We start from the raw sequence: 19,704 nt of genomic DNA, 5'->3' as shown, positions 1-19,704 counted from the left end.
CCCCGACCGGTGGATCTTGCCCCGGCAGTGCCGCGCCAGTAGTGTCGGCAGGCGTGAAGCGGGACCTGGCAGGCTCACCGATCCACCACCTGACGTCGCCGTCCGACCCGCTGCTCGCGGCCGCCGACGCCCTCGTCTCCCCCGCCCCGCGACAGGCCCCGCTCCCGCTGCGGGTGGCGGGCGTCCTGCTCGGCTGCCTCACCGCGCTGCTCGGCCTGGTGTACTTCGTCGTGTGCGGCGTGCTGCTCGGCGGTTTCCTGCTGTGGCCGCGCACCCGCGGCCGGGCCCACGGGCTGTTCGTCGCCGGCGCCCGCAGGCTCACCGCCCTGGAACGCTCCCGGCGGTCGGTCTTCTTCCGCGACACGTTCCCCGAGCACCACGCCTGTGACCAGCAGGTCCTGCGCTACCTCGCGGCCCGCACCTACACCGGGCTGCTGTGCAGCGTCGTCGTCGGGCTGCTCGTCTTCGGCGTCCTGCTGGCCGGGCTGCTCGTCGCCGGCATCGCCCGCTCCACCCTGACCTGGCAGGAACTGCTCACCCAGGCCGGCCTCGGCAGCGTGCTCCTCTTCCTCGACGTGCAGGGCCTGCTCTCGCTGGCCGCGCTGGACACCCGGCTCGCCCGCGAGTGCTTCGGCCCCTCCGAGCGCGAGCTGCTGGAGCGCCGCATCACCGAACTGGCCGCGAGCCGCGCCGCGGTGGTGCGGGCGGTGGACGTCGAGCGGCGCCGGGTCGAGCGCGATCTGCACGACGGGGTCCAGCAGCGTCTGGTGGCGCTCGCGATGCTGCTCGGCCGGGCCCGCCGCAGCAAGGCGCCGGAGCAGGCGGACGCCCTGCTCGCGCAGGCCCACAAGGAGTCCCAGGAAGTCCTGACCGAGCTGCGCGAAGTGGCCTGGCGGGTCTATCCCTCGGCGCTCGACAACCTCGGTCTGCAAGAGGCGCTCGGCGGGGTCGCGGAGCGGTGCAGCATCCCGATAAGGATCGAGTACGACGTGCCCGAGCCGCTGCCTCCCTCGCTGGAGACGGCCGCGTACTTCGTCGTCTCCGAGGCGGTGACCAACGCGGCCAAGCACTCCGGCGCGCAGGACATCTTCGTACGGGTGCGGCGGTACGAGAGCACCGTCGCCGTCCTGGTCCGCGACAGCGGCATCGGCGGCGCCGACCCCTCCGGCAGCGGCCTGACCGGGCTGCACAGCCGGGTCGCCGCGGTCGACGGCAGACTGGACGTCCACAGCCCCTCCGGGGGCCCCACCACCATCATCGCGGAGCTGCCGTGCGCGTAATCCTGGCCGAGGACTCGACCCTGCTGCGAGAGGGTCTGGTCCGCCTGCTCACCGAGGAGGGCCACGAGGTCCTGGCCGCGGTGGGCGACGCCGAGTCGCTGCTGCGGGAGGTGGAGACGCGGACGCCGGACATCGTGGTCACCGACATCCGGATGCCGCCGGGCCACACCGACGAGGGGCTGCGGGCCGCGGTGGAGATCCGCAAGCGCTGGCCGGGGATCGGGGTCCTGGTGCTCTCCCAGCACGTGGAGCGCAACTACGCGGCGCAGTTGCTCACCTCGAACGCCGAGCGGGTCGGCTATCTCCTCAAGGACCGGGTGGCGCAGGTCGAGGAGTTCCTGGACTCGCTGGAGCGGATCCACGCGGGGGGCGCGGCCATCGACCCGGAAGTCGTACGGCAGTTGGTCATCCGCACCACCCACAGCGATCCGCTCGCCCGGCTCACCCCGCGCGAGCGCAGCGTCCTGGAGGCACTGGCCCAGGGGCACACCAACGCGGCCATCGCGCAGAAGCTGCACATCTCGCTCAGCTCGGTCGAGAAGAACCTCAACATGATCTTCGACAGGCTGGAACTGTCGCACACCACCGGTTACAGCCGCCGGGTGCTCGCGGTGCTGCGCTACCTGGAGTCCTGAGGCGCCGGGAGTCCCGCGGCACCTGGAGTCGCGCCGGCCTCGCGCGCCGAGAACCGGCCCCGGATCCGCTCGGCGGATCGGGGGCCGGTCCGGGCCGGGGCGTGCGGACTACTCGAAGGAGTAGGGGTTGAGGGCGTCCGCCGGCAGGTGCTCCAGCTCGACGCGGTCGCCGATGCCCGCCTCGTCGGCGAGTTCGAGGAGGACGTCGAAGGCGACGTGGTCCTCCAGCGCGAAGCCGGTCGAGTCGAAGACGGTCGTACGCTCCCGCAGCGGCTCGGCCAGCGCCGGGTCGGCGCACAGCGCGAGCAGGTCGGGGCCGAGGTCGCTCTCGGCCAGCTGCTGGCACTCGCCCTCGCGCAGCGCCTGACCGACGTGGTCGGCGGTGACGAAGGCCGAGGTGAGCACGGACTTCGGCACCTCGAACTTGCCGATGAGGTCCGCGCCGATGGCGTTGATGTGGACGTGCGGGCGCAGGTTCTCGCCCGGCAGGACGGGGCCCTCGCCGACGCCGACGGACGTGACGGTGCAGATGATGTCCGACTCGGCCTCGATCTCGGCGAGCGTGGCGACGCGGACGTCGAGGTCCAGGAAGTCCACCCGGCTCGCGTACGAGGCGGCGTGCGCGGCGTCGATGTCGTACACGAGGACCTGCTCCAGCGGGAAGACCCGGCTGAGGGCGTGGGCCTGGGTGACGGACTGCGCGCCCGCGCCGACCAGGCCGAGCACCTTGCTGTCGGGGCGGGCCAGCAGCTTGCTGGCGACGGCGGCGGCGGCGCCGGTGCGGATCGCGGTGGGCAGGATGCCGTCGCAGACCGCGAGGAGATGACCCGTCACGTCGTCGTAGCGGGTCAGGGATCCGATGATGGTGGGGAGCTGGAACTTCTCCGGGTTCGTCGGTGTGTAGCCCACCGTTTTGATCGTTATGGAACTCCCCGGCTGATGATGCGGCATCCATTCCAGGATCGCCGTGTCGTCGGGGCCGCGCAGGAATCCTTCGCGGGCGGGCGTCACGCCCGCGCGGCCGGGGGTCGTGAACGCCTCTTCCAGGCGGGCGATCATCCGGTCCATGAAATAGTCGCGGCCGTTCTCCTGGACGAGTTTGGCAACATGCTGCCGGGTGAGGATCAGAGTTTCCACTTTTCTCCCTCGAATACCTTCGCACCGTGGCAATTAACTGCCATTAAATTCTTTCTGCCTGGAACCGCCTTTAGAAAGTAACGGCCGCTTTTTGTTCGGGTCAAGATTATTCGGTCCCCTTACGGTTTCCCGCAGGGTCGACCCTGCGGGAAACCGCAGGGTCGGATGTGCGGAAAGCTCTGGTCAGTGCGGCGGTTTACCTCGTATCCCCGTCCGCCGCGCGTCACTAGCGTTGCTCACGTCGTCACCGGACAGCCGCTCCCCGCGGACCGTGCAGCAACGGAAGGAACAACGGTGCGAAAGAAACCGGCAACGGTACGGATCGCGCGATGGAGCGCGACACATTCGTGGACGGCCATCGGAGCGTGGACCGCCTTCGTCGTCCTGTGCCTGTTCTTGGGCGGGGCCGCCGGCACGAACAAGATCAGCGACGACGAGTCGGGGGTCCGGGAGTCCGGCCGGGCGGGCAAGATCATCGCCTCGGGCGACTTCACCGAGAAGCCCGAGGAGAACGTCCTGATCACCGCCGAGTCCGGCGGCACCCTGAACGAGAAGGCCGCGCGCAAGGCCGTCGCGGACGTACAGCGCCGGATGAAGGCGCTGGACGGCGTGGAGAGTGTGGGGCAGCCCGTCCCCGCGCCGAACCGCAAGGCCGTCCTCGTGCCGGTGGTCATGAAGGGCGACACCGAGAACGCCGACACGCGGGTCCAGCCGCTGCTCGACGCCAGCGCGGCGGCCGAGGAGGACAACGCGGGCCTGCGCATCGAGCAGGTGGGTACGGGCTCGACGGCGAAGGGGCTCTCGGAGACCCTCGGTGAGGACTTCAAGAAGGCCGAGCTGATCAGCCTGCCGCTGACGCTGCTGATCCTGCTCGTGGTGTTCGGCGCGATCATCGCCGCCGGCGTGCCCGTGGTGCTCGCACTGTCCTGCGTGGGCGCCGCGATCGGGCTCTCCACGCTGGCCTCGCACGTGATGCCGGAGACCAGCGCGGTCACCAACGTCATCCTGCTCATGGGCATGGCCGTCGGGGTCGACTACTCCCTCTTCTACCTCAAGCGGGAGCGTGAGGAGCGCAAGCGCGGCAGGGGTCACATCGACGCGATCGAGATCGCCGCCGAGACCTCGGGCCACACCGTCGTGGTGTCCGGCACCACCGTCATCGTCGCGATGGCCGGGCTCTACCTGGCCGACGAACCGACGTTCGCCTCGCTCGCCACCGGTTCGATCATCGTGGTCGCGGTCGCCGTGCTCGCCTCGCTGACCGTGCTGCCCGCCCTGCTCGGCAAGCTCGGCAACTGGGTGGACCGCCCCAAGGTGCCGCTCCTGTGGCGGCTGACCATGCGCTCGGGCGACTCCCGGGTGTGGCCGGTCCTGCTGAGGCCCGCGCTGTCCAAGCCGTGGCTGACGCTCGTCGTCTCCATCGGCGCCATGGCACTGCTCGCCCTGCCGGCCATGGACATGAAGCTCAAGCAGCCCGGCTCGGACGACCTGTCCAGGGACATCGCCGTCGTCCAGGCCATGGACCGGCTGACGGACGCCTTCCCCAGCGAGGGCACCGTGCACAAGGTCGCCGTACGGGTTCCGGCCGGTGAGACCAAGGAAGCCAAGGCCGCCCTGGACAAGCTGCTCGAACGGACCGCGAAGGACGAGCTCTTCGCGCACGACCAGAAGCCGACGATCGAGGAGTCCGACAACCACCGGGTCCTGACCGTGAGCGTGGGCACTCCGCACCCGCCCAAGAGCGACGGCGCCAAGGAGTCCCTGGACGTGCTGCGCGAGTGGGTGCCCGAGGCGATGGCCGACGTGCCGGACGCCGAGTACGGCGTGGGCGGCAAGGTGGCCCAGGGCGTCGACTTCACGGACCACCTCAAGGAGCGCATGCCGTGGGTGGTGGGCTTCGTCCTGCTCCTCACCTTCGCCACCATGATCTTCATCTTTCGCTCTCTGGCCGTGGCGGTCTCGGCGATCTTCCTGAACCTGCTCTCCGCGGCGGCCTCCTTCGGTGTCCTCTCGGCGGTCTTCCAGAACACCTGGGCCGAGACGATCCTGGACTTCCACAGCACGGGGGCGGTCGTCTCCTGGCTGCCCCTCTTCCTGTTCGTGGTGCTCTTCGGCCTCTCGATGGACTACCACGTGTTCGTCGTCAGCCGGATCCGCGAGGCGGCGCTGCGCGGGGTGTCGGTCAAGGAAGCGGTCCGTGAGGGCATCACGAAGTCCGCGGGCGTGGTGACCAGTGCGGCGATCGTCATGGTCGGTGTCTTCGCGATCTTCGGGACGCTGAGCATGGTCGAGTTCAAGCAGCTCGGCGTGGGTCTCGCGGCGGCGATCCTGCTGGACGCGGTCGTGATCCGGATCTTCGTCCTGCCGGCGCTGATGACCGTGATCGGCAAGTGGAACTGGTGGCCGGGCGGCACCGGATCCGGCGGCCGCCACGGGCAGTCCGCGCCGGGCTCCGGCGACGGCCTGCCGGAGCAGCCGCGCGAGCCGCAGCAGCCGCAGTACGCGGAGTTCGGGGCCCCGCAGGGATACCCGCAGCAGTCGCGGACCTCGCAGGGATACGACCGGCAGTCGCCTCCGGCACAGGAGTACGACCAGCAGGGGTATCACCAGCAGGGGTATCAGCGGCAGCAGTCGTACCAGCCGCCCCAGGGGCACCAGGGGCACCAGGGGCACCAGGGGCACCAGGGGCACCAGGGGCACCAGCAGTACGGCCGGCCCTACGGGCAGGCACCGCAGGCGCCCCACCCCCAGCAGCCCCCGAACGCGTCCCGCGATACCACGTGGCCTGACTCCCACCAGTAGGAGAACAGGCCCCTCCTACGGAGGGAGGGCGTCCCGGCACCCCCGGCCGGACGTCCTCCCTCCTCTTTTGGCAGCTTCCTGCGTGCAGGAAGCTGCCGACGGCGTCCCGCAGGCACCGGCCCGCTGCCAGGGTGACGGTCATGCCCAAAACAACCGGCAGAGCCGGGATACGCGCCCTGATTCCGAAGGCGAAGGTACTGCTCCTGACAGCGGCCTTCGCCTTGACGGCCACCACGACGGCCGCGGCGGCACCCGCCGCGGCACCTCCCGCACCCCCCGCTCCCGCCGCCTCCGGGTGGCAGCCCGTGGCGGCGCCCGACGCCCAGGGCTTCAGCTCCTACCTCCCGTTCGGCGGCGGTTCCGCCTTCGCCCGCAGCAGCAGGCAGACCACCGTGACCTGCCTGCCCTGCGAGTACGTCCACACGCTGTGGAGCAAGACGTCCACCACCGCCTGGCGCAAGGTGCCGCTGCCCACCGGTGGCTCCACCGACGTCCTCGCGGGCACCGCCCCCGACGACGCGTGGGGCTTCGGCCGCAACGACCGCGGCTACTTCAGCGGGCACCACTGGAACGGCACGGCCTGGACGAACCGGACCGTGCCCGACATGGAGACGCTGGCCGCCAGGGCGACCTCGCGCGGCACCGTGTGGGCGGTGGGCAACCTCCGCGCGGCCGACGACACGAGCCCCGGCGTCGTCGCCCGCTGGGACGGCGCCAAGTGGTCCCTCGCCAAGTTCGCCGTCCCGGGCCACGCGACCTCGCTGCGGGCCCTGCACGTCGTCTCCGACAACGACATCTGGGCCGTCGGCTCCACCAGCCCGCGGGTGCTGAAAGCCGTCTCACGGCCGTACGCGGTGCACTGGGACGGCACGTCCTGGAGCGAGGTCGAGCTGCCGGCCGTCTCCACGCTGTCCGCCCGAGCCACCGCGGTCACCGTCGGCAGGAACGGCGAGGTGTGGATCGGCGGCATGGACCGCAACCCCTGGGCGGACGCCGGCACGGGCCCGCCGAAGGCCTTCGCGCTGCGCCGGGACGCCGCCGGCTGGAAGCTGACGTTCGTGCCCGTCACCCAGCCGACCGGTGAGGAGAGCCGGGACAGCCTGGAGGTGAGCGCCCTCGCCTTCCACGACGGGCAGCTGCTGGCGGGCCTGACCGCCCACGACAGCAAGAACCAGAGCCTCGCCCGCTGGACCGGCACGGCGTGGGAGCCGCTCCCCGGCCCCGGCACCGGCTCGTACTCCCAGGTCGCCGCCTTCACCACCACGGCGGACGGCACGCTGTGGGCCTCCGGTCTGTACTCGCCGCGCTACAAGTACGAGGGCTTCGCGGCCTCGCTCGCACCGGGGGCGAGCGCGGGCTGACGTGACCCGGGGCGTCGCACGGGAACGCCCAGGGGGGAGGCGCCGGCCGGCGCCTCCCCCCTTCCGCCCGCTGTGCCGGGCCCGTCGCCCGCTTCCCGGGCGACGGCTCAGGCCCCCGCGAGGAACTCCACCAGGGCCTTGTTCACGGTCGCCGGGTCCTCCAGGTAGCCGTAGTGGCCGCAGTCGGGGATCACCGTGTACCGCGCGTCCGGGATGGCGTCGGCGACCTCGCGGCCCAGGTGCGGCGGTGTCACCAGATCGTCGGCGAAGGACATCACGAGGCTCGGGACGCGTATCCCCCGGTAGGCGGCGAGCCGGTCGTCGAGGCGGCTCAGCTGCATCTGGGCCCGCTGGCCGGGGCCGGGCGGGGCCGCGAGCTCGAACAGGTCGAGCCAGTCGGCCAGCTCCCGGTCGTCGTTCAGGGTGCGGGGGGACAGGGACTTCAGGGCCCGGAGCACGGCCGCGTACGAGGCGGGCAGCCGCACCCCGGAGTCGTGCAGGTCGATCTCGGCGCCGGTGAGGCGCGCGCGCAGCGCGTCGGTGCGTCCGCGGGTGGCCATCAGGACGAGCCGGCGGACCAGGTCGGGGCGGGCGAGGGCCAGTTCCTGGGCGACGAACGCGCCGAGCGAGGTGCCCACCACGCGGCACGGGCCGAGGCCGAGGCGCTCGATGAGCCCGGCGACGTCGCCCACCATGTCCTGGAGGGTGAAGCCCTCGGGACACTCGGAGGTGGGCGGGATGCCCCGGTTGTCGAAGGTGATCACCCGGTATCCGGCCTCGGTCAGCGCGGGCACCTGGTGGAGCTGCCAGACGGTGCGGCCGCCGCCGGTGCCCTGGATCAGCACCACCGGCTCGCCCTGTCCGGTCGCCTCGTAGTTGAGTCGGATTCCGTTCACCGGGATGACCGGCATGTCGTCTCCCCTCCCCTGGAGCGAGCGGCCCGCCGACCGGGTGTGCCGGTGGCGGGCCGCATGGCTGCGCGGTGGCGTCAGGCGGTGGCGCCGGAGCCCTCCATGGACGCGATCAGGCTCTTGGGACGCAGATCGGTCCAGTGGGTGTTGACGTATTCGAGGGCCGCGTCGCGCGTGCTCTCGCCGAGGGCGGTCCGCCACCCGGACGGAATCTCGACGAAGGCCGGCCACAGCGAGTGCTGTCCCTCGTCGTTGACGAGAACGAGGTAGGTTCCCTCGGCATCCTCGAAGGGGTTGCTGCTCATTCGATTGCTCCTTGTCGAGAAATGGTGAATTACAGGCGGTCCGCGAGGAGATTGCCGATGCGGGCGACATGCCGCGCATCCGTCATCAGATTTCCGTGCGTCGAGTCTATCGGCCGCACCTCGACCCGTCCGCCGACATAGGGTTGCCACAAGTTGACATTCAGGCGGTTCTCCCGGTCGGCGTCGGACTTCTGGTCGGCGGAGATGAGGAGGATGTCCCCGTCGAAGAAATCCGGCTCGAATTTGCGCATGATCCGGACATTGTTCACGTACACGTCCTTGAGTGCGATCATGTCGTGCGCCTCCAGGTGGGCGAGAGCCTGATTCCCGCCCTGCAGGAACTCCCGGAAACGCAGCAGAACCGCTTCCTGGTCTGCTAGGAGATCGGCCATCTCGAACTCGAACCCCATGGCCTGCATGTTGTGCGCGACGACCTCGTGCTCCACCGGGTCGGAGGTGTCGGCGTCCGCCCCCTGGGGATAGGCGTCGAGCACCGCGAGCAGGCCCACCTCCTCGCCCTCGGCGCGCAGCCGGGTGGCGAGGGCGTACGCGGACAGGCCGCCGAAGGACCAGCCGGCGAGCCGGTAGGGGCCGTGCGGTTGCACCGAGCGGATCTCGGCGAGGTAGTCCTCGACCATCTCCTCCATGGTGGCGGGCAGTTGCCGCCGTCCGTCCAGGCCACGCGCCTGGATGCCGTAGAGCGGCACGTCCGGGCCGAGGTGGCGGACCAGGCCCGAGTAGCACCAGCTGAAGCCGCCTCCCGGGTGCAGGCAGAAGAGCGGGGCGGCGGTGCCGCCCGCCCGCAGCGGCAGCAGCACGGCCGCCGAGTCGCGGGCCGGGCCGGTCTCCCCCGCCAGCGCCGCGGCGAGCGCGGCCGGGGTGGGCGCCTCGAAGACCGCGCGCACCGGCAGTTCGGTGCCCGTCACCTCACGGACGCGGCCCACCAGGCGGGCGGCGAGGAAGGAGTGGCCGCCCAGCTCGAAGAAGTCGTCGTCCGCGCCGGCCCGCTCCACGCCGAGCACCTCGGCGAACAGGCCGCACAGGGTGTGCTCCTCGGGCGTCAGCGGCTCGCGTCCGCCGCCCGCCGCGTACTCGGGCGCCGGGAGCGCGGCCCGGTCCAGCTTGCCGTTGGGCGTCAGGGGCAGCGCGTCCAGGACGACGAACGCGGCGGGCACCATGTGGTCGGGCAGCCGGCGGGCCGCGCGGGCCCGCAGCTCGCCCTCGGCGAGAGCCGCGGACGCCGCCACGTAGCCGACGAGCCTGCGGTCGCCGGGCCGGTCCTCGCGCACCACCACGGCGGCCTGCGCGACGTCGTCCTCCGCGGTGAGAGCGGCCTCGATCTCGCCCGGCTCGACGCGGAAGCCCCGGATCTTCACCTGGGAGTCGGCGCGGCCCAGGTAGACCAGGCGCCCCTCGGCGGTGAAGCGGGCCAGGTCGCCCGTGCGGTACATGCGGGTGCCCGGCGGGCCGTAGGGATCGGCGACGAACCGCTCGGCGGTGAGCCCGGGGCGGCCGTGGTAGCCGCGGGCCAGTGCGGTGCCCGCGATGTACAGCTCCCCCGCGACGCCGGGCGGTACCGGCGCCAGCCACGGGTCGAGCAGGCGCACGGCCGTGTTGGCGATGGGGCGGCCGATGGGCGGCGCGCCCTCGTCCCACTCCTCGGGTCGCTCGGGCAGCTGATGGGACGTCACCACGTGCGTCTCGGCGGGCCCGTAGTGGTTGTGCAGCCGCCGCCCCGGCCCGGCGGCGCAGAAGGCACGGATGGCCCCGTGCGGGGTGAGTGCCTCACCGGCCTGCACCAGGTCGGTGAGGTCGGGCAGGGCCAGGTTCTGGGCGGTGGCGGCCTCGCAGACGGCGTCGATGACGAGGTTCGGCGCGTACAGCTCCTGGACGCGGGTGTCCTGGAGCCAGCGGGCGAGCCGGGCCGGGTCGCGGCGCACGTCCTCGGAGCAGACCACGAGGGTCTTGCCGCCCAGCAGCGCGGACAGGATCTCCTGCACGGACACGTCGAAGCTCACGGCGGTGAACTGCGCGACGCGGGTGCCGGGGCCGCCGGGCAGCGCCTCCTCGTGCCAGTCGAGCAGGTTGCCGAGAGCGCCCGCCGGCATGGTCACGCCCTTGGGGCGGCCGGTCGAACCCGAGGTGTAGATGAGGTAGGCGGGATGGGCGGCCTCCTGGCGGGCACCCGGCCGCTCGACGCCGAGCGCCACCGGTTCCTGCGCCGACTCCTGCGTCCGTTCCTGCGCCAATGCGGGGTCGTCGACCACGAGGACACGCTCGTCCACGGCGGCGGGCAGCACGGGGCGCACCTCGCGGGTGGTGAGGACCACCGAGGGACGGGCGTCGTCGAGCATGTAGGCGATGCGGTCGGCCGGGTACTCGGGGTCGACCGGCAGGTAGCAGGCGCCCGCCTTGCAGGTCGCGAGCAGGGCCACGACCAGGTCGGCGGAGCGGTGCATGGCCACCGCGACCCGGCTCTCGGGGGCCACGCCCCGCGCGGTGAGCAGCCGGGCGAGGCGGCTCGCGCGCAGGTCGAGTTCGGCGTACGTGAGGGAGCCGTCCGGGGCCTGGACCGCCACCGCGTCGGGGGTGGTCGCGGCCGCCGCCTCGAAGCGCTCGGCCGGCGAGCGGTAGGGGTAGGGGCGCCGGGTGTCGTTCCACTCGGTGAGCACCAGGCGCCGCTCCTCCTCGGCGAGGACGGGGATCTCCCCGATGCGGCGCCTGGGGTCGGCGGTGACCTCTTCGAGGAAGCGCAGCAGCCGGGCGACGAGTGCCTCGGCCGTGGCGCGGTCGAACAGGTCGGTGCTGAACTCCAGGCCCGCGCCGAGTCCGTCGGGCGTGCCGTCCTGGGCTCGGCGCTCGGCGAAGGAGAAGAGCAGGTCGAACTTGGCCGACGCGGTGTCCGACACCACCGGTGCGGTGCTCAGGCCCGGCAGGCCGTCTCCGCCCGCCGTCGTCCGGTCGGTGTTGTTGAAGGTCAGCATGGTCTGGAAGAGGGGGTGCCGGACCAGCGAGCGGCTCGGGTTCACTTCCTCGACCAGCCGTTCGAAGGGCAGGTCCTGGTGGGCGTAGGCCGCGAGGTCCGCCTCCCGCACGCGGGCGAGCAGGTCGCGGAAGGCGGGGTTGCCCGAGGTGTCGGTGCGCAGGACCAGCGTGTTGACGAAGAAGCCCACGACCTCGTCGAGCGCGTCGTCGGTGCGGCCCGCGACGGGGGTGCCGAGGGGGATGTCGTCGCCCGCGCCGAGCCGTGTCAAGAGCGCGGCGAGCGCCGCCTGGAGCACCATGAAGGGGCTGGCCTGCGCGGCCCGGGACAGGTCGGTGATCTTCTGGTGCAGCGGTGCCGGCACCTCGTACAGGACGCGGTCGCCTCGGTGGGAGGCGACGGCGGGCCGCTGGCGGTCGACGGGCAGCGCCAGTTCGTCGGGCAGGCCCGCGAGCGTCTCCTTCCAGTGGGCGAGCTGGCGGGAGATGGGGCTGGTCTCGTCGTCCTCGGAGCCGAGGACCTGCCGCTGCCACAGGCTGTAGTCGGCGTACTGGACGGGCAGCGGCGTCCAGGCGGGCGCGGCGCCGGTCAGGCGGGCCGCGTAGGCGGCGGTGAGGTCGCGGGCGAGCAGCGGCACGGACCAGCCGTCGCCCGCGATGTGGTGGACCAGGAGCAGCAGGACGTGTTCGCGCTCCCCGGTGCCGAACAGCCAGGCGCGCAGCGGTACTTCGGTGGCGAGGTCGAAGGCGTGGCCCGCGGTGGCGGCGAGGCGGCCGGGCAGGTCGGCGGCGCTCACCGAGGGCTCGACCGTCAGTTCGGGGCGGGCCCGCTCGCCGTCCAGGACGATCTGGTACGGGCCCTCGGCGTCCTCGGCGAAGACGGTGCGCAGCGCCTCGTGGCGGTCGGCGACGTCGCGGAGGGCGGCGCGCAGCGCCGCCTGGTCGAGGTCCCCGGTGAGGCGCAGCGCGAAGGGGATGTTGTAGGTGGGGCTCGGCCCCTCGAAGCGGTGCAGGAACCAGAGTCTGCGCTGGGCGAAGGAGGCGGGCACTCGTTCGGGGCGCGGGTCGGCGGCTCTCAGCGCGGCGCGCGCGCCGCCGGCCGCGGCGAGGGCGCGGCCGAGGGCGGCGACGGTGGGTGCCTCGAAGAGGCCGCGCACGGCCAGTTCGACGCCGAGGACCGAGCGGATGCGGCTGACCAGGCGGGTGGCGAGCAGCGAATGGCCGCCGAGTTCGAAGAAGTCGTCGTCGATGCCGACGGACGGCACGCCGAGGAGTTCCGCGAACAGGCCGCACAGGATCTCCTCCTGCGGGGTGCGCGGAGCCCGTCCGGCGAGGGCGGCGCCGAGGTCGGGGGCGGGCAGGGCCGCGCGGTCGACCTTGCCGTTGCCGGTCAGCGGCAGCGCGTCCAGGACGACGTACGCCGAGGGGACCATGTAGTCGGGCAGTTCGCCGGCGGCGTGGGAGCGCAGTTCGGCGGGGGTGGGGGCGGGGTCCCGCGCCGGGACGAGGTGGGCGACGACGCGTTTGTCGCCGGGCCGGGCCTCGCGGACGGTGACGACGGCCTGGGCGACGGCCGGGTGGGCGGCGAGGACGGCTTCGATCTCGCCGAGTTCGATGCGGAAGCCGCGGATCTTCACCTGGTCGTCGGCGCGTCCGAGGTAGTCCAGGGCGCCCTCGGCGTTCCACCGCACCAGGTCGCCGGTGCGGTACATGCGGGTGCCCGCGGGGCCGTAGGGGTCGGCGACGAAGCGTTCGGCGGTCAGGGCCGCGCGCCGCCAGTAGCCGCGGGCGAGTCCGGCGCCCGCGATGTACAGCTCACCCGTGCTCCCGGCCGGCACCGGGCGCAGCCAGCCGTCCAGGACGTGCAGCTCGGTGTTGTCCAGGGGGGTGCCGATGGGCAGGGCGGCCGGTGTGTCCGAGCCGGCGGGCAGGGCGTGCCGCGCGGCGAACGTGGTGGTCTCGGTGGGGCCGTAGCCGTCGACGACCGTGATGCGGGGGCAGGCGTCCATGACGCGGCGCACGGACGCGGCGGGCACGACGTCACCGCCGGTCCACACCTCTCGTACGCCCGCCAGGTGTCCGGGGGCCTCGTCGGCGACGAGCTGGAAGAGGCCCGAGGTGAGCCAGAGTCCGCTCACGCCGTGTTCGGCGAGGAGTTTGCCGAGGGTGTCGGCGTCGAGGTCGCCGGGCGGGGCGACGACGGCGGTGCCGCCGGACAGCAGCGGCACCCACAGCTCGTAGGTGGAGGCGTCGAAGGCGTGCGGCGAGTGGACCAGGACGCGGGTGTGCGCGCCGCCGGTGAAGGACCGGTCGTGGGCGAGTGCGACGACGTCCCGGTGGGTGACGGCGACGCCCTTGGGGACGCCGGTGGAGCCCGAGGTGTGCATCACGTACGCGAGCTGGTCGGGGTGGGTCCGCACTTGGGGCGCGGGGCCTGCCGGGGGCTCCTCGTCGCCGGCCGGCAGCACGGTCGCGCCGGTCCGCTCGGCGTGCGCGCGGTGCGTCTCGTCGGCGAGGACGAGGGTGACACCGGCCCGGCCAAGGGTCTGGCGGAGGCGCTCGACGGGGTCGGTGTCGCGCAGCGGGACGTAGGCGCCGCCCGCCTTGAGGATGCCGAGCACGGCGACGACGAGGTCGGCGGAGCGCTCCATGAGCAGCGCGACCGGTGTCTCGGCGCGCACGCCGGCCGCGGCCAGGCGGTGGGCGAGGCGGTCGGAGCGGGCGTCGAGCTCGGCGTAGTCGAGGGCGGTCGTGCCGCAGCGCACGGCCTCGGCGTGCGGGGTGCGGGCCGCCTGGGCGCGGAACGCCTCGGGCAGGCCGCTTGCGGGGACGTCGACGGCGGCGCCCCGGCCCAGGGCGAGTGCGGTCCGCCGCTCCTCGTCCCCGAGCGCGTCGAGCCGTCCGAGGGGCAGTTCGGGCGTGTGGGCGACGGACTCGAGGACGCGTACGAGGCGGTCCATGACGGCTCGGGCCAGAGCGGGCGCGATCAGGTCGGGCTGGTGGTCGACGCGCAGCCGCAGACCGCCGCGGCCGACGGCGACGAACGCCAGCGGGTAGTGGGTGGCGTCGCGGTTGCGGGCGGCGGTGACGGTCAGGCCGCGGAAGCCGCCGGGCTCGTCGTCCTCGGCGCCGATGTCGGTCGGGTAGTTCTCGAACACCATGGTGGTGTCGAAGAGTTCACCGGCCCCGGCCAGGCGCTGCACCTCGGCGAGGCCCAGCTGCTGGTGGGCCTGGAGGCGGGTCTGCTCGTCCTGCACCCGGCGCACGGTGGCGAGCAGCGGCTCCTCGGGCCGCAGCCGTACGCGCACCGGCAGGGTGTTGATGAACAGGCCGACCATGGTCTCGATCCCGGCGATCTCCGGGGGGCGCCCGGAGACGGTCGTGCCGAACACCACGTCGTCGCGGCCGGTGAGCCCGCCGACGACGACCGCCCAGGCGCCCTGCACCAGGGAGTTGAGGGTCAGGGCCCGGTCGCGGGCGAGCGCGGCGAGCTTCTCGTAGGTGGCCTGGTCGATCTCCCGCTCCAGGCGGCCGGGTACGCGCGGGGCGCGCTCGCCGGGGTGGGGGGCGACCAGCGTGGGCCCGTCGAGTCCGGCCAGGGTCTCGCGCCAGGCGGTGAGCGAGGCCTCGCGGTCCTGGCGGGCCAGCCACTGGAGGTAGTCGCGGAAGGGCCGCACCTTGGGCAGGGCGCTGTCGTCGCCCTTGGTGGCGTACAGCTTGAGCAGTTCCCGCACGAGCATCGGCTTGGACCAGCCGTCGAGCAGGATGTGGTGGTTGGTGAGCACGAACCGGAAGCGGCGCTCGCCGAGCCGCATCAGGGTGAACCGCATCAGCGGCGGCTTGGCCAGGTCGAAGCGGCGCAGGCGGTCCCCTTCCAGGGCCCGGTCCGCGGCGGCCCCGCGCTCCTGCTCGGGGTGCCCGGTGAGGTCCAGCTCCTCCCACGGCAGCGCCACTTGGTGGGGGATCATCTGCACGGGCCGCTTGAGTCCCGCGTAGCGGAAGGCCGCGCGCAGGTTCGCGTGCCGGGCCAGGAGGGTGCGGCACGCGGCGCGCAGCGCCGCCGTGTCGAGGTCTCCTTCCAGGTCGATGGCCTGCTGCACCAGGTAGACGTCCGTGGCCGTCTCGTCGTACACGCTGTGGAAGAGCAAGCCCTCCTGCAGCGGTGCCAGCGGCAGTATGTCCTGCAGACCGGACTGGGTCGCCATTACGACGTCCTCCACTCGTCTTCGAGCAATTCGATTTCGTTCTGGTCGAGCAGGGCCAAAGACACGTCGGAGACGGTCAGGCCGCCCGCGTCGGGCCGCTCGGCGTGTTCCGCGAGGGCCTCCAGGGCCTGGAACCACAGGTCGGCGAGTTCGCGTACGCCGCTCTCGGCGAGGATGTCCTTCGCCCAGGTCCAGGTGGCGGTCAGTTCGGGGCCGCGCGGCCCGTCGTTGGTGCGGGCGTTGAGCTCCAGGGCGTGGGCGAGCGGGACCCGGGGGTCCGTGCCGCCGAGGCCGGCCGCGGTGGCGAGCACCGTCCAGTCGGGGATGGCGGCGCCGCCCGCGCCCTCGGTGCCCGCGGTGGTGAAGCGGCCCAGGTAGTTGAAGGCGACCTGGGGGGCGGGGAGATCGGCGAAACCGGCCTCGGTGGCGGGGTTGAGGTAGCGGGCGAGGCCGTAGCCCATGCCCTTGTCGGGCACCGCCCGCAGCTGCTCCTTGATCTCCTTGACGGCGGCCCCGGCGGCGGGTCCGCCCGCGAACGCGTCGGCGAGGTCGCCGACGGCGGCGTCCAGACGTACGGGGTACAGGTTGGTGAACCAGCCCACCGTCCGGGACAGGTCGGCTCCTTCGACCAGGTGCTCCTCGCGGCCGTGGCCCTCCAGGTCGAGGAGCAGACCGTCGCCGCTCCCGGCCCGCCAGCGGGTCCAGGCGAGCGTGAAGGCGGCCAGCAGCACGTCGTTGACCTCGGCGTTGAAGGCGGCGGGGACCCGGGTGAGGACCGCCTCCGTCACGGACACCGGCAGTGTCATGGCCAGGTGCCGCGCGGTGGCGTACGTGTCCTTGGCGGGGTCCAGCGCCCGGGTGCCGAGGACGGGGTCGGCGCGCCGCAGGACGCCCTGCCACCAGGCGGCCTCGGTGGCCCTGGCCGGCCGGGCCGCCTCCTCGGTGAGCCGCTGCGACCAGCGGCGCAGTGAGGTGCCGACCGGCTGCAGCTCGGGGGTGCGGCCCGCGGCCACGGCGCGGTGCGCCTCGGCGAGGTCCGGGACGAGGATGCGCCACGACACCCCGTCGACCACCAGGTGGTGGACGAGGATCAGCAGGACGCCCGGCGCCTCGGTGCCGCGGTCGAACCACACCAGTTGTGCCATCCGGCCGGCGGCCGGGTCCAGGCGCTCGCGGGCGGCCTCGGTCTCGGCGCGGACCAGGTCCTGGCGTGCGCTCTCGTCGAGTCCGGCGGCGGGCACCCGCCGTACGACGGACCCGGCGTCGACCGTGCCCGGCTCGCGGATCTCCAGGCGCCACTCGGGCGCGGCGCCCAGCCTGGCCCGCAGCGCGTCGTGGTGGTCCAGGAGTGCCTGGACGGCGCTCACCAGGTGCTCGTGCCGCAGGGACACGGGCACCTGCACGAGGCGGGACTGGTTGAACTGGCCGGCGGGACCGCCCCGTTCGAGGAACCACCGCTTGATCGGCGTGAGCGGGACCTCGCCGACGCCCGCGCCCGCCTCCTCGACGGGGGCACCGGTCGCCTCCTGGACGACACCGGCGAGCGCGGCGACCGTGCGGTGTTCGAAGACGTCCCGTACGGACAGTTCGAGTCCGGCCCGGCGCGCGCGGCTGACCAGCTGGATCGACATGATGCTGTCGCCGCCGAGGTCGAAGAACCCGTCGTCGATGCCGACTTCGGCGAGGCCCAGCACGTCCGCGAACAGGCCGCACAGGGTCTTCTCGCGTTCGGTGCGCGGCCCGCGGCGGCTCGTGTCGTCCCGCGCCCCGTACTCGGGCGCGGGCAGGGCGCGGCGGTCCAGTTTGCCGTTGAGGGTGAGCGGCAGCTCGTCGAGAACGACCACGGCCGAGGGCACCATGTACTCGGGCAGGGACGCGGCGACGTGGGCGCGCAGCTCGTCCGGCTCGGGCGTGCTCGCGCCGGCGACGACGTAGCCGACGAGCCGCTTGTCGCCGGGACGGTCCTCGCGCAGCACCACGGCGGCCTGCGCGACGTCGGCACGGGCCGCGAGGGCGGCCTCGACCTCGCCCGGTTCGATGCGGAAGCCGCGCAGCTTGACCTGGTCGTCGACGCGTCCGGCGAACCGCAGGCGGCCGTCCGGCTGCCAGGACACGACGTCCCCGGTGCGGTACATCCGCTCGCCGCCGCCCGCGAAGGGGTCGGCGACGAAGCGCTGTGCCGTCAGATCGCCCCGGCCGAGGTAGCCGCGGGCCACACCGGCGCCCGCGATGTACAGCTCGCCCTGCACGCCGGGGGCGACGGGCCGCAGCAGCGCGTCCAGGACGTACAGGCGGGTGTTCCACAGGGGCCGGCCGATGGGCACGACGGCATCGGGCACCTCGGCCGGGTCGCGCAGGGGGTTGACGGCGGAGAACACGGTGGTCTCCGTGGGCCCGTACTCGTTGGCGACGACCGTGCCGGGGCAGGCCTCGAGGACGCGGCGGACCGCGACCGGGGAGACCACGTCACCGCCCGCCCAGATCTCGCGGACCCCCCGGAAGCACTCGGGGTGCTCCTCGGCGAGGACCCGGAAGAGACCGGCGCTGACGAACAGGCCCGTGACGTCCTGCCCGGCGATGGCCGCGGCGAGGTCGGCGGCATCCAGGCGCCCGGCGGGGGCGACCACGACCTGGCCGCCGCCCAGCAGCGGGGCCCAGATCTCGAAGGTCGACGCGTCGAAGGCGTACGGCGAGTGCATCAGGACGCGTGCGTGGTGGCCGCGCCGCCAGTACGCGTCGGCCGCCAGGTGGACGACGTTGTGGTGGGTGTTGGCGACGCCCTTGGGGGTGCCGGTGGAGCCGGAGGTGTACATGACGTAGACGAGCTGTTCGGCCTCGGTGGCGATGCCGGGGTCGTGCGCGGGGCCGTCGGTGACGTCGTGGCCCGCGCCGACGCGCAGCACCGGGGCCTGGACGTCGAAGCCCAGGTCGGCGGGGTCACGGTCGGTGAGCAGCGCGACGGCCGCGGTGTCCCGGAGGATGAACTCCGAGCGCGACGCGGGCTGCTGCGGGTCGATCGGCACATAGGCGCCGCCCGCCTTGAGCACGGCGAGCGTGGAGACGACGAGTTCGGCGGTGCGCTCCTGGAGGACGGCGACACGGCTCTCCTTGCCGACGCCCATGCCGATGAGCCGGTGCGCGAGCCGGTTGGCGCGGGCGTTCAGCTCGCCGTAGGTGAGGCTCAGCGCGCCGGCGACGACGGCCACCGCGTCCGGCGCGGTGGCGGCCCGCTGTTCGAACAGTGCGTGCACGGAGGTGTGGGCGGGGTGCTCGACGGCCGTGTCGTTCCAGTCGACGAGCATGCGGTGCCGCTCGTCCTCGGCCAGGATCTCCGCCTCGCCGATGGCCAGGTGGGGGTCGTCGGTGAGGGCTTCCAGGACGCGTACGAACCGGTCGGCGAGGGCTTGCGCGGTCGCCCGGTCGAACAGTTCGGTGCTGAAGTCGAGCGCGCAGCCGAGTCCGGCGGGGCGGCCCGGGGCCGCTGTGTGCTCCGCGATCTCGAAGGACAGGTCGAACTTGGCGGAGGGCGCCCCGAGCGGCCGCCCGGAGACGGCGAGCCCGCCGAGGTCCACGCGCTCCCCGGTGAGGCGCCCGGCGTTGTCGAAGCTGAGCATGGTCTGGAAGAGCGGGTGGCGGGCCAGCGAGCGCTCGGGGTTGACGATCTCGACCAGCCGCTCGAAGGGCAGGTCCTGGTGGGCGTACGCGGCGAGGTTCTGGGCGCGCACCCGCTCCAGCAGCTCCGCGAACGTCGGGTCGCCCGACACGTCCGTCCTGAGCACCAGCGTGTTGACGAAGAAGCCGACCAGGTCGTCCAGGGCGTCGTCCGTGCGGCCCGCGATGGGCGTGCCGATCGGGATGTCCGTGCCCGCCCCCAACCGCGTCAGAAGTGCGGCCAGAGCCGTCTGGAGGACCATGAACAGGCTCGCGCCGTGCTCACGGGCCACCGCCGTCAGCCGCTCGTACGTCTGCGGGGCCACGTCGAAGACGACCCGGTCCCCCTCGTACGACGCCGCCGCGGGGCGCGGCCGGTCGAAGGGCAGCGCCAGCTCTTCGGGGAGGGCCGTCAAGGCCTGCTGCCAGTAGGCG

General features: G+C 73.1%; 9 protein-coding genes (1 of these 9 running past the window's edge). 4 read left to right on the top strand and 5 right to left on the bottom strand.

Annotated elements, in window-relative coordinates; all coding sequences use genetic code 11:
- Positions 1-167 precede the first annotated feature (167 nt).
- Together ABZ385_RS10060 and ABZ385_RS10055 are read left to right on the top strand one after the other, a co-directional pair.
- Positions 168-1,280: a histidine kinase gene (locus ABZ385_RS10060; RefSeq protein ID WP_358697364.1), complete on the top strand. Its 1,113-nt coding sequence runs from the start codon at positions 168-170 to the stop codon at positions 1,278-1,280.
- The gene (locus ABZ385_RS10055) at positions 1,271-1,915 is read left to right on the top strand and encodes a response regulator transcription factor (protein WP_358584984.1); all 645 of its coding nucleotides are present in this window, start codon (positions 1,271-1,273) and stop codon (positions 1,913-1,915) included. Before ABZ385_RS10060 ends, ABZ385_RS10055 begins: the two co-directional genes overlap by 10 nt.
- Before the next feature lie 108 nt (positions 1,916-2,023).
- On the opposite strand, the gene ABZ385_RS10050 is transcribed toward ABZ385_RS10055, so the two are convergent.
- A complete protein-coding gene (locus ABZ385_RS10050) occupies positions 2,024-3,052 on the bottom strand; it encodes an ornithine cyclodeaminase family protein (protein ID WP_358584986.1) in 1,029 nt (342 codons plus the stop codon).
- 294 nt (positions 3,053-3,346) lie between these two features.
- On the opposite strand from ABZ385_RS10050, the gene ABZ385_RS10045 reads away from it, so the two are divergent.
- Both ABZ385_RS10045 and ABZ385_RS10040 read left to right on the top strand, forming a co-directional pair.
- Complete coding sequence (locus ABZ385_RS10045; protein WP_358910772.1) at positions 3,347-5,854, top strand: MMPL family transporter; 2,508 nt, start codon at positions 3,347-3,349, stop codon at positions 5,852-5,854.
- 140 nt (positions 5,855-5,994) lie between these two features.
- Positions 5,995-7,215 (top strand): hypothetical protein, encoded by a 1,221-nt coding sequence (locus ABZ385_RS10040; RefSeq protein WP_358910770.1) that lies wholly within the window; start codon positions 5,995-5,997, stop codon positions 7,213-7,215.
- A gap of 107 nt (positions 7,216-7,322) precedes the next feature.
- On the opposite strand, the gene ABZ385_RS10035 is transcribed toward ABZ385_RS10040, so the two are convergent.
- The 4 genes from ABZ385_RS10035 to ABZ385_RS10020 form a co-directional block, all read right to left on the bottom strand.
- Positions 7,323-8,126 (bottom strand): alpha/beta hydrolase, encoded by an 804-nt coding sequence (locus ABZ385_RS10035; RefSeq protein WP_358910768.1) that lies wholly within the window; start codon positions 8,124-8,126, stop codon positions 7,323-7,325.
- Between the two features lie 77 nt (positions 8,127-8,203).
- Positions 8,204-8,431, bottom strand: a complete 228-nt coding sequence (locus ABZ385_RS10030) for an MbtH family protein (RefSeq protein ID WP_358584993.1) — start codon at positions 8,429-8,431, stop codon at positions 8,204-8,206.
- Between the two features lie 29 nt (positions 8,432-8,460).
- On the bottom strand, positions 8,461-15,618 hold the full coding sequence (locus ABZ385_RS10025) for an amino acid adenylation domain-containing protein (protein WP_358910767.1): 7,158 nt from the start codon (positions 15,616-15,618) through the stop codon (positions 8,461-8,463).
- On the bottom strand, positions 15,618-19,704 hold the final stretch of the coding sequence (locus tag ABZ385_RS10020; protein ID WP_358910765.1) for a non-ribosomal peptide synthase/polyketide synthase. It continues 16,391 nt past the right edge of the window; the window shows 4,087 of its 20,478 coding nt (coding positions 16,392-20,478); its start codon lies off the right edge, out of view; its stop codon occupies positions 15,618-15,620. The genes ABZ385_RS10025 and ABZ385_RS10020 overlap by 1 nt, the downstream gene beginning before the upstream one ends.

It is taken from the genome of Streptomyces sp. NPDC005898 (genome assembly GCF_040629635.1).
Taxonomy (GTDB): Bacteria; Actinomycetota; Actinomycetes; order Streptomycetales; family Streptomycetaceae; genus Streptomyces.
The sequence above is the reverse complement of the archived record's forward strand: the minus strand, read 5'-3'. Positions and strand labels throughout refer to the sequence as shown.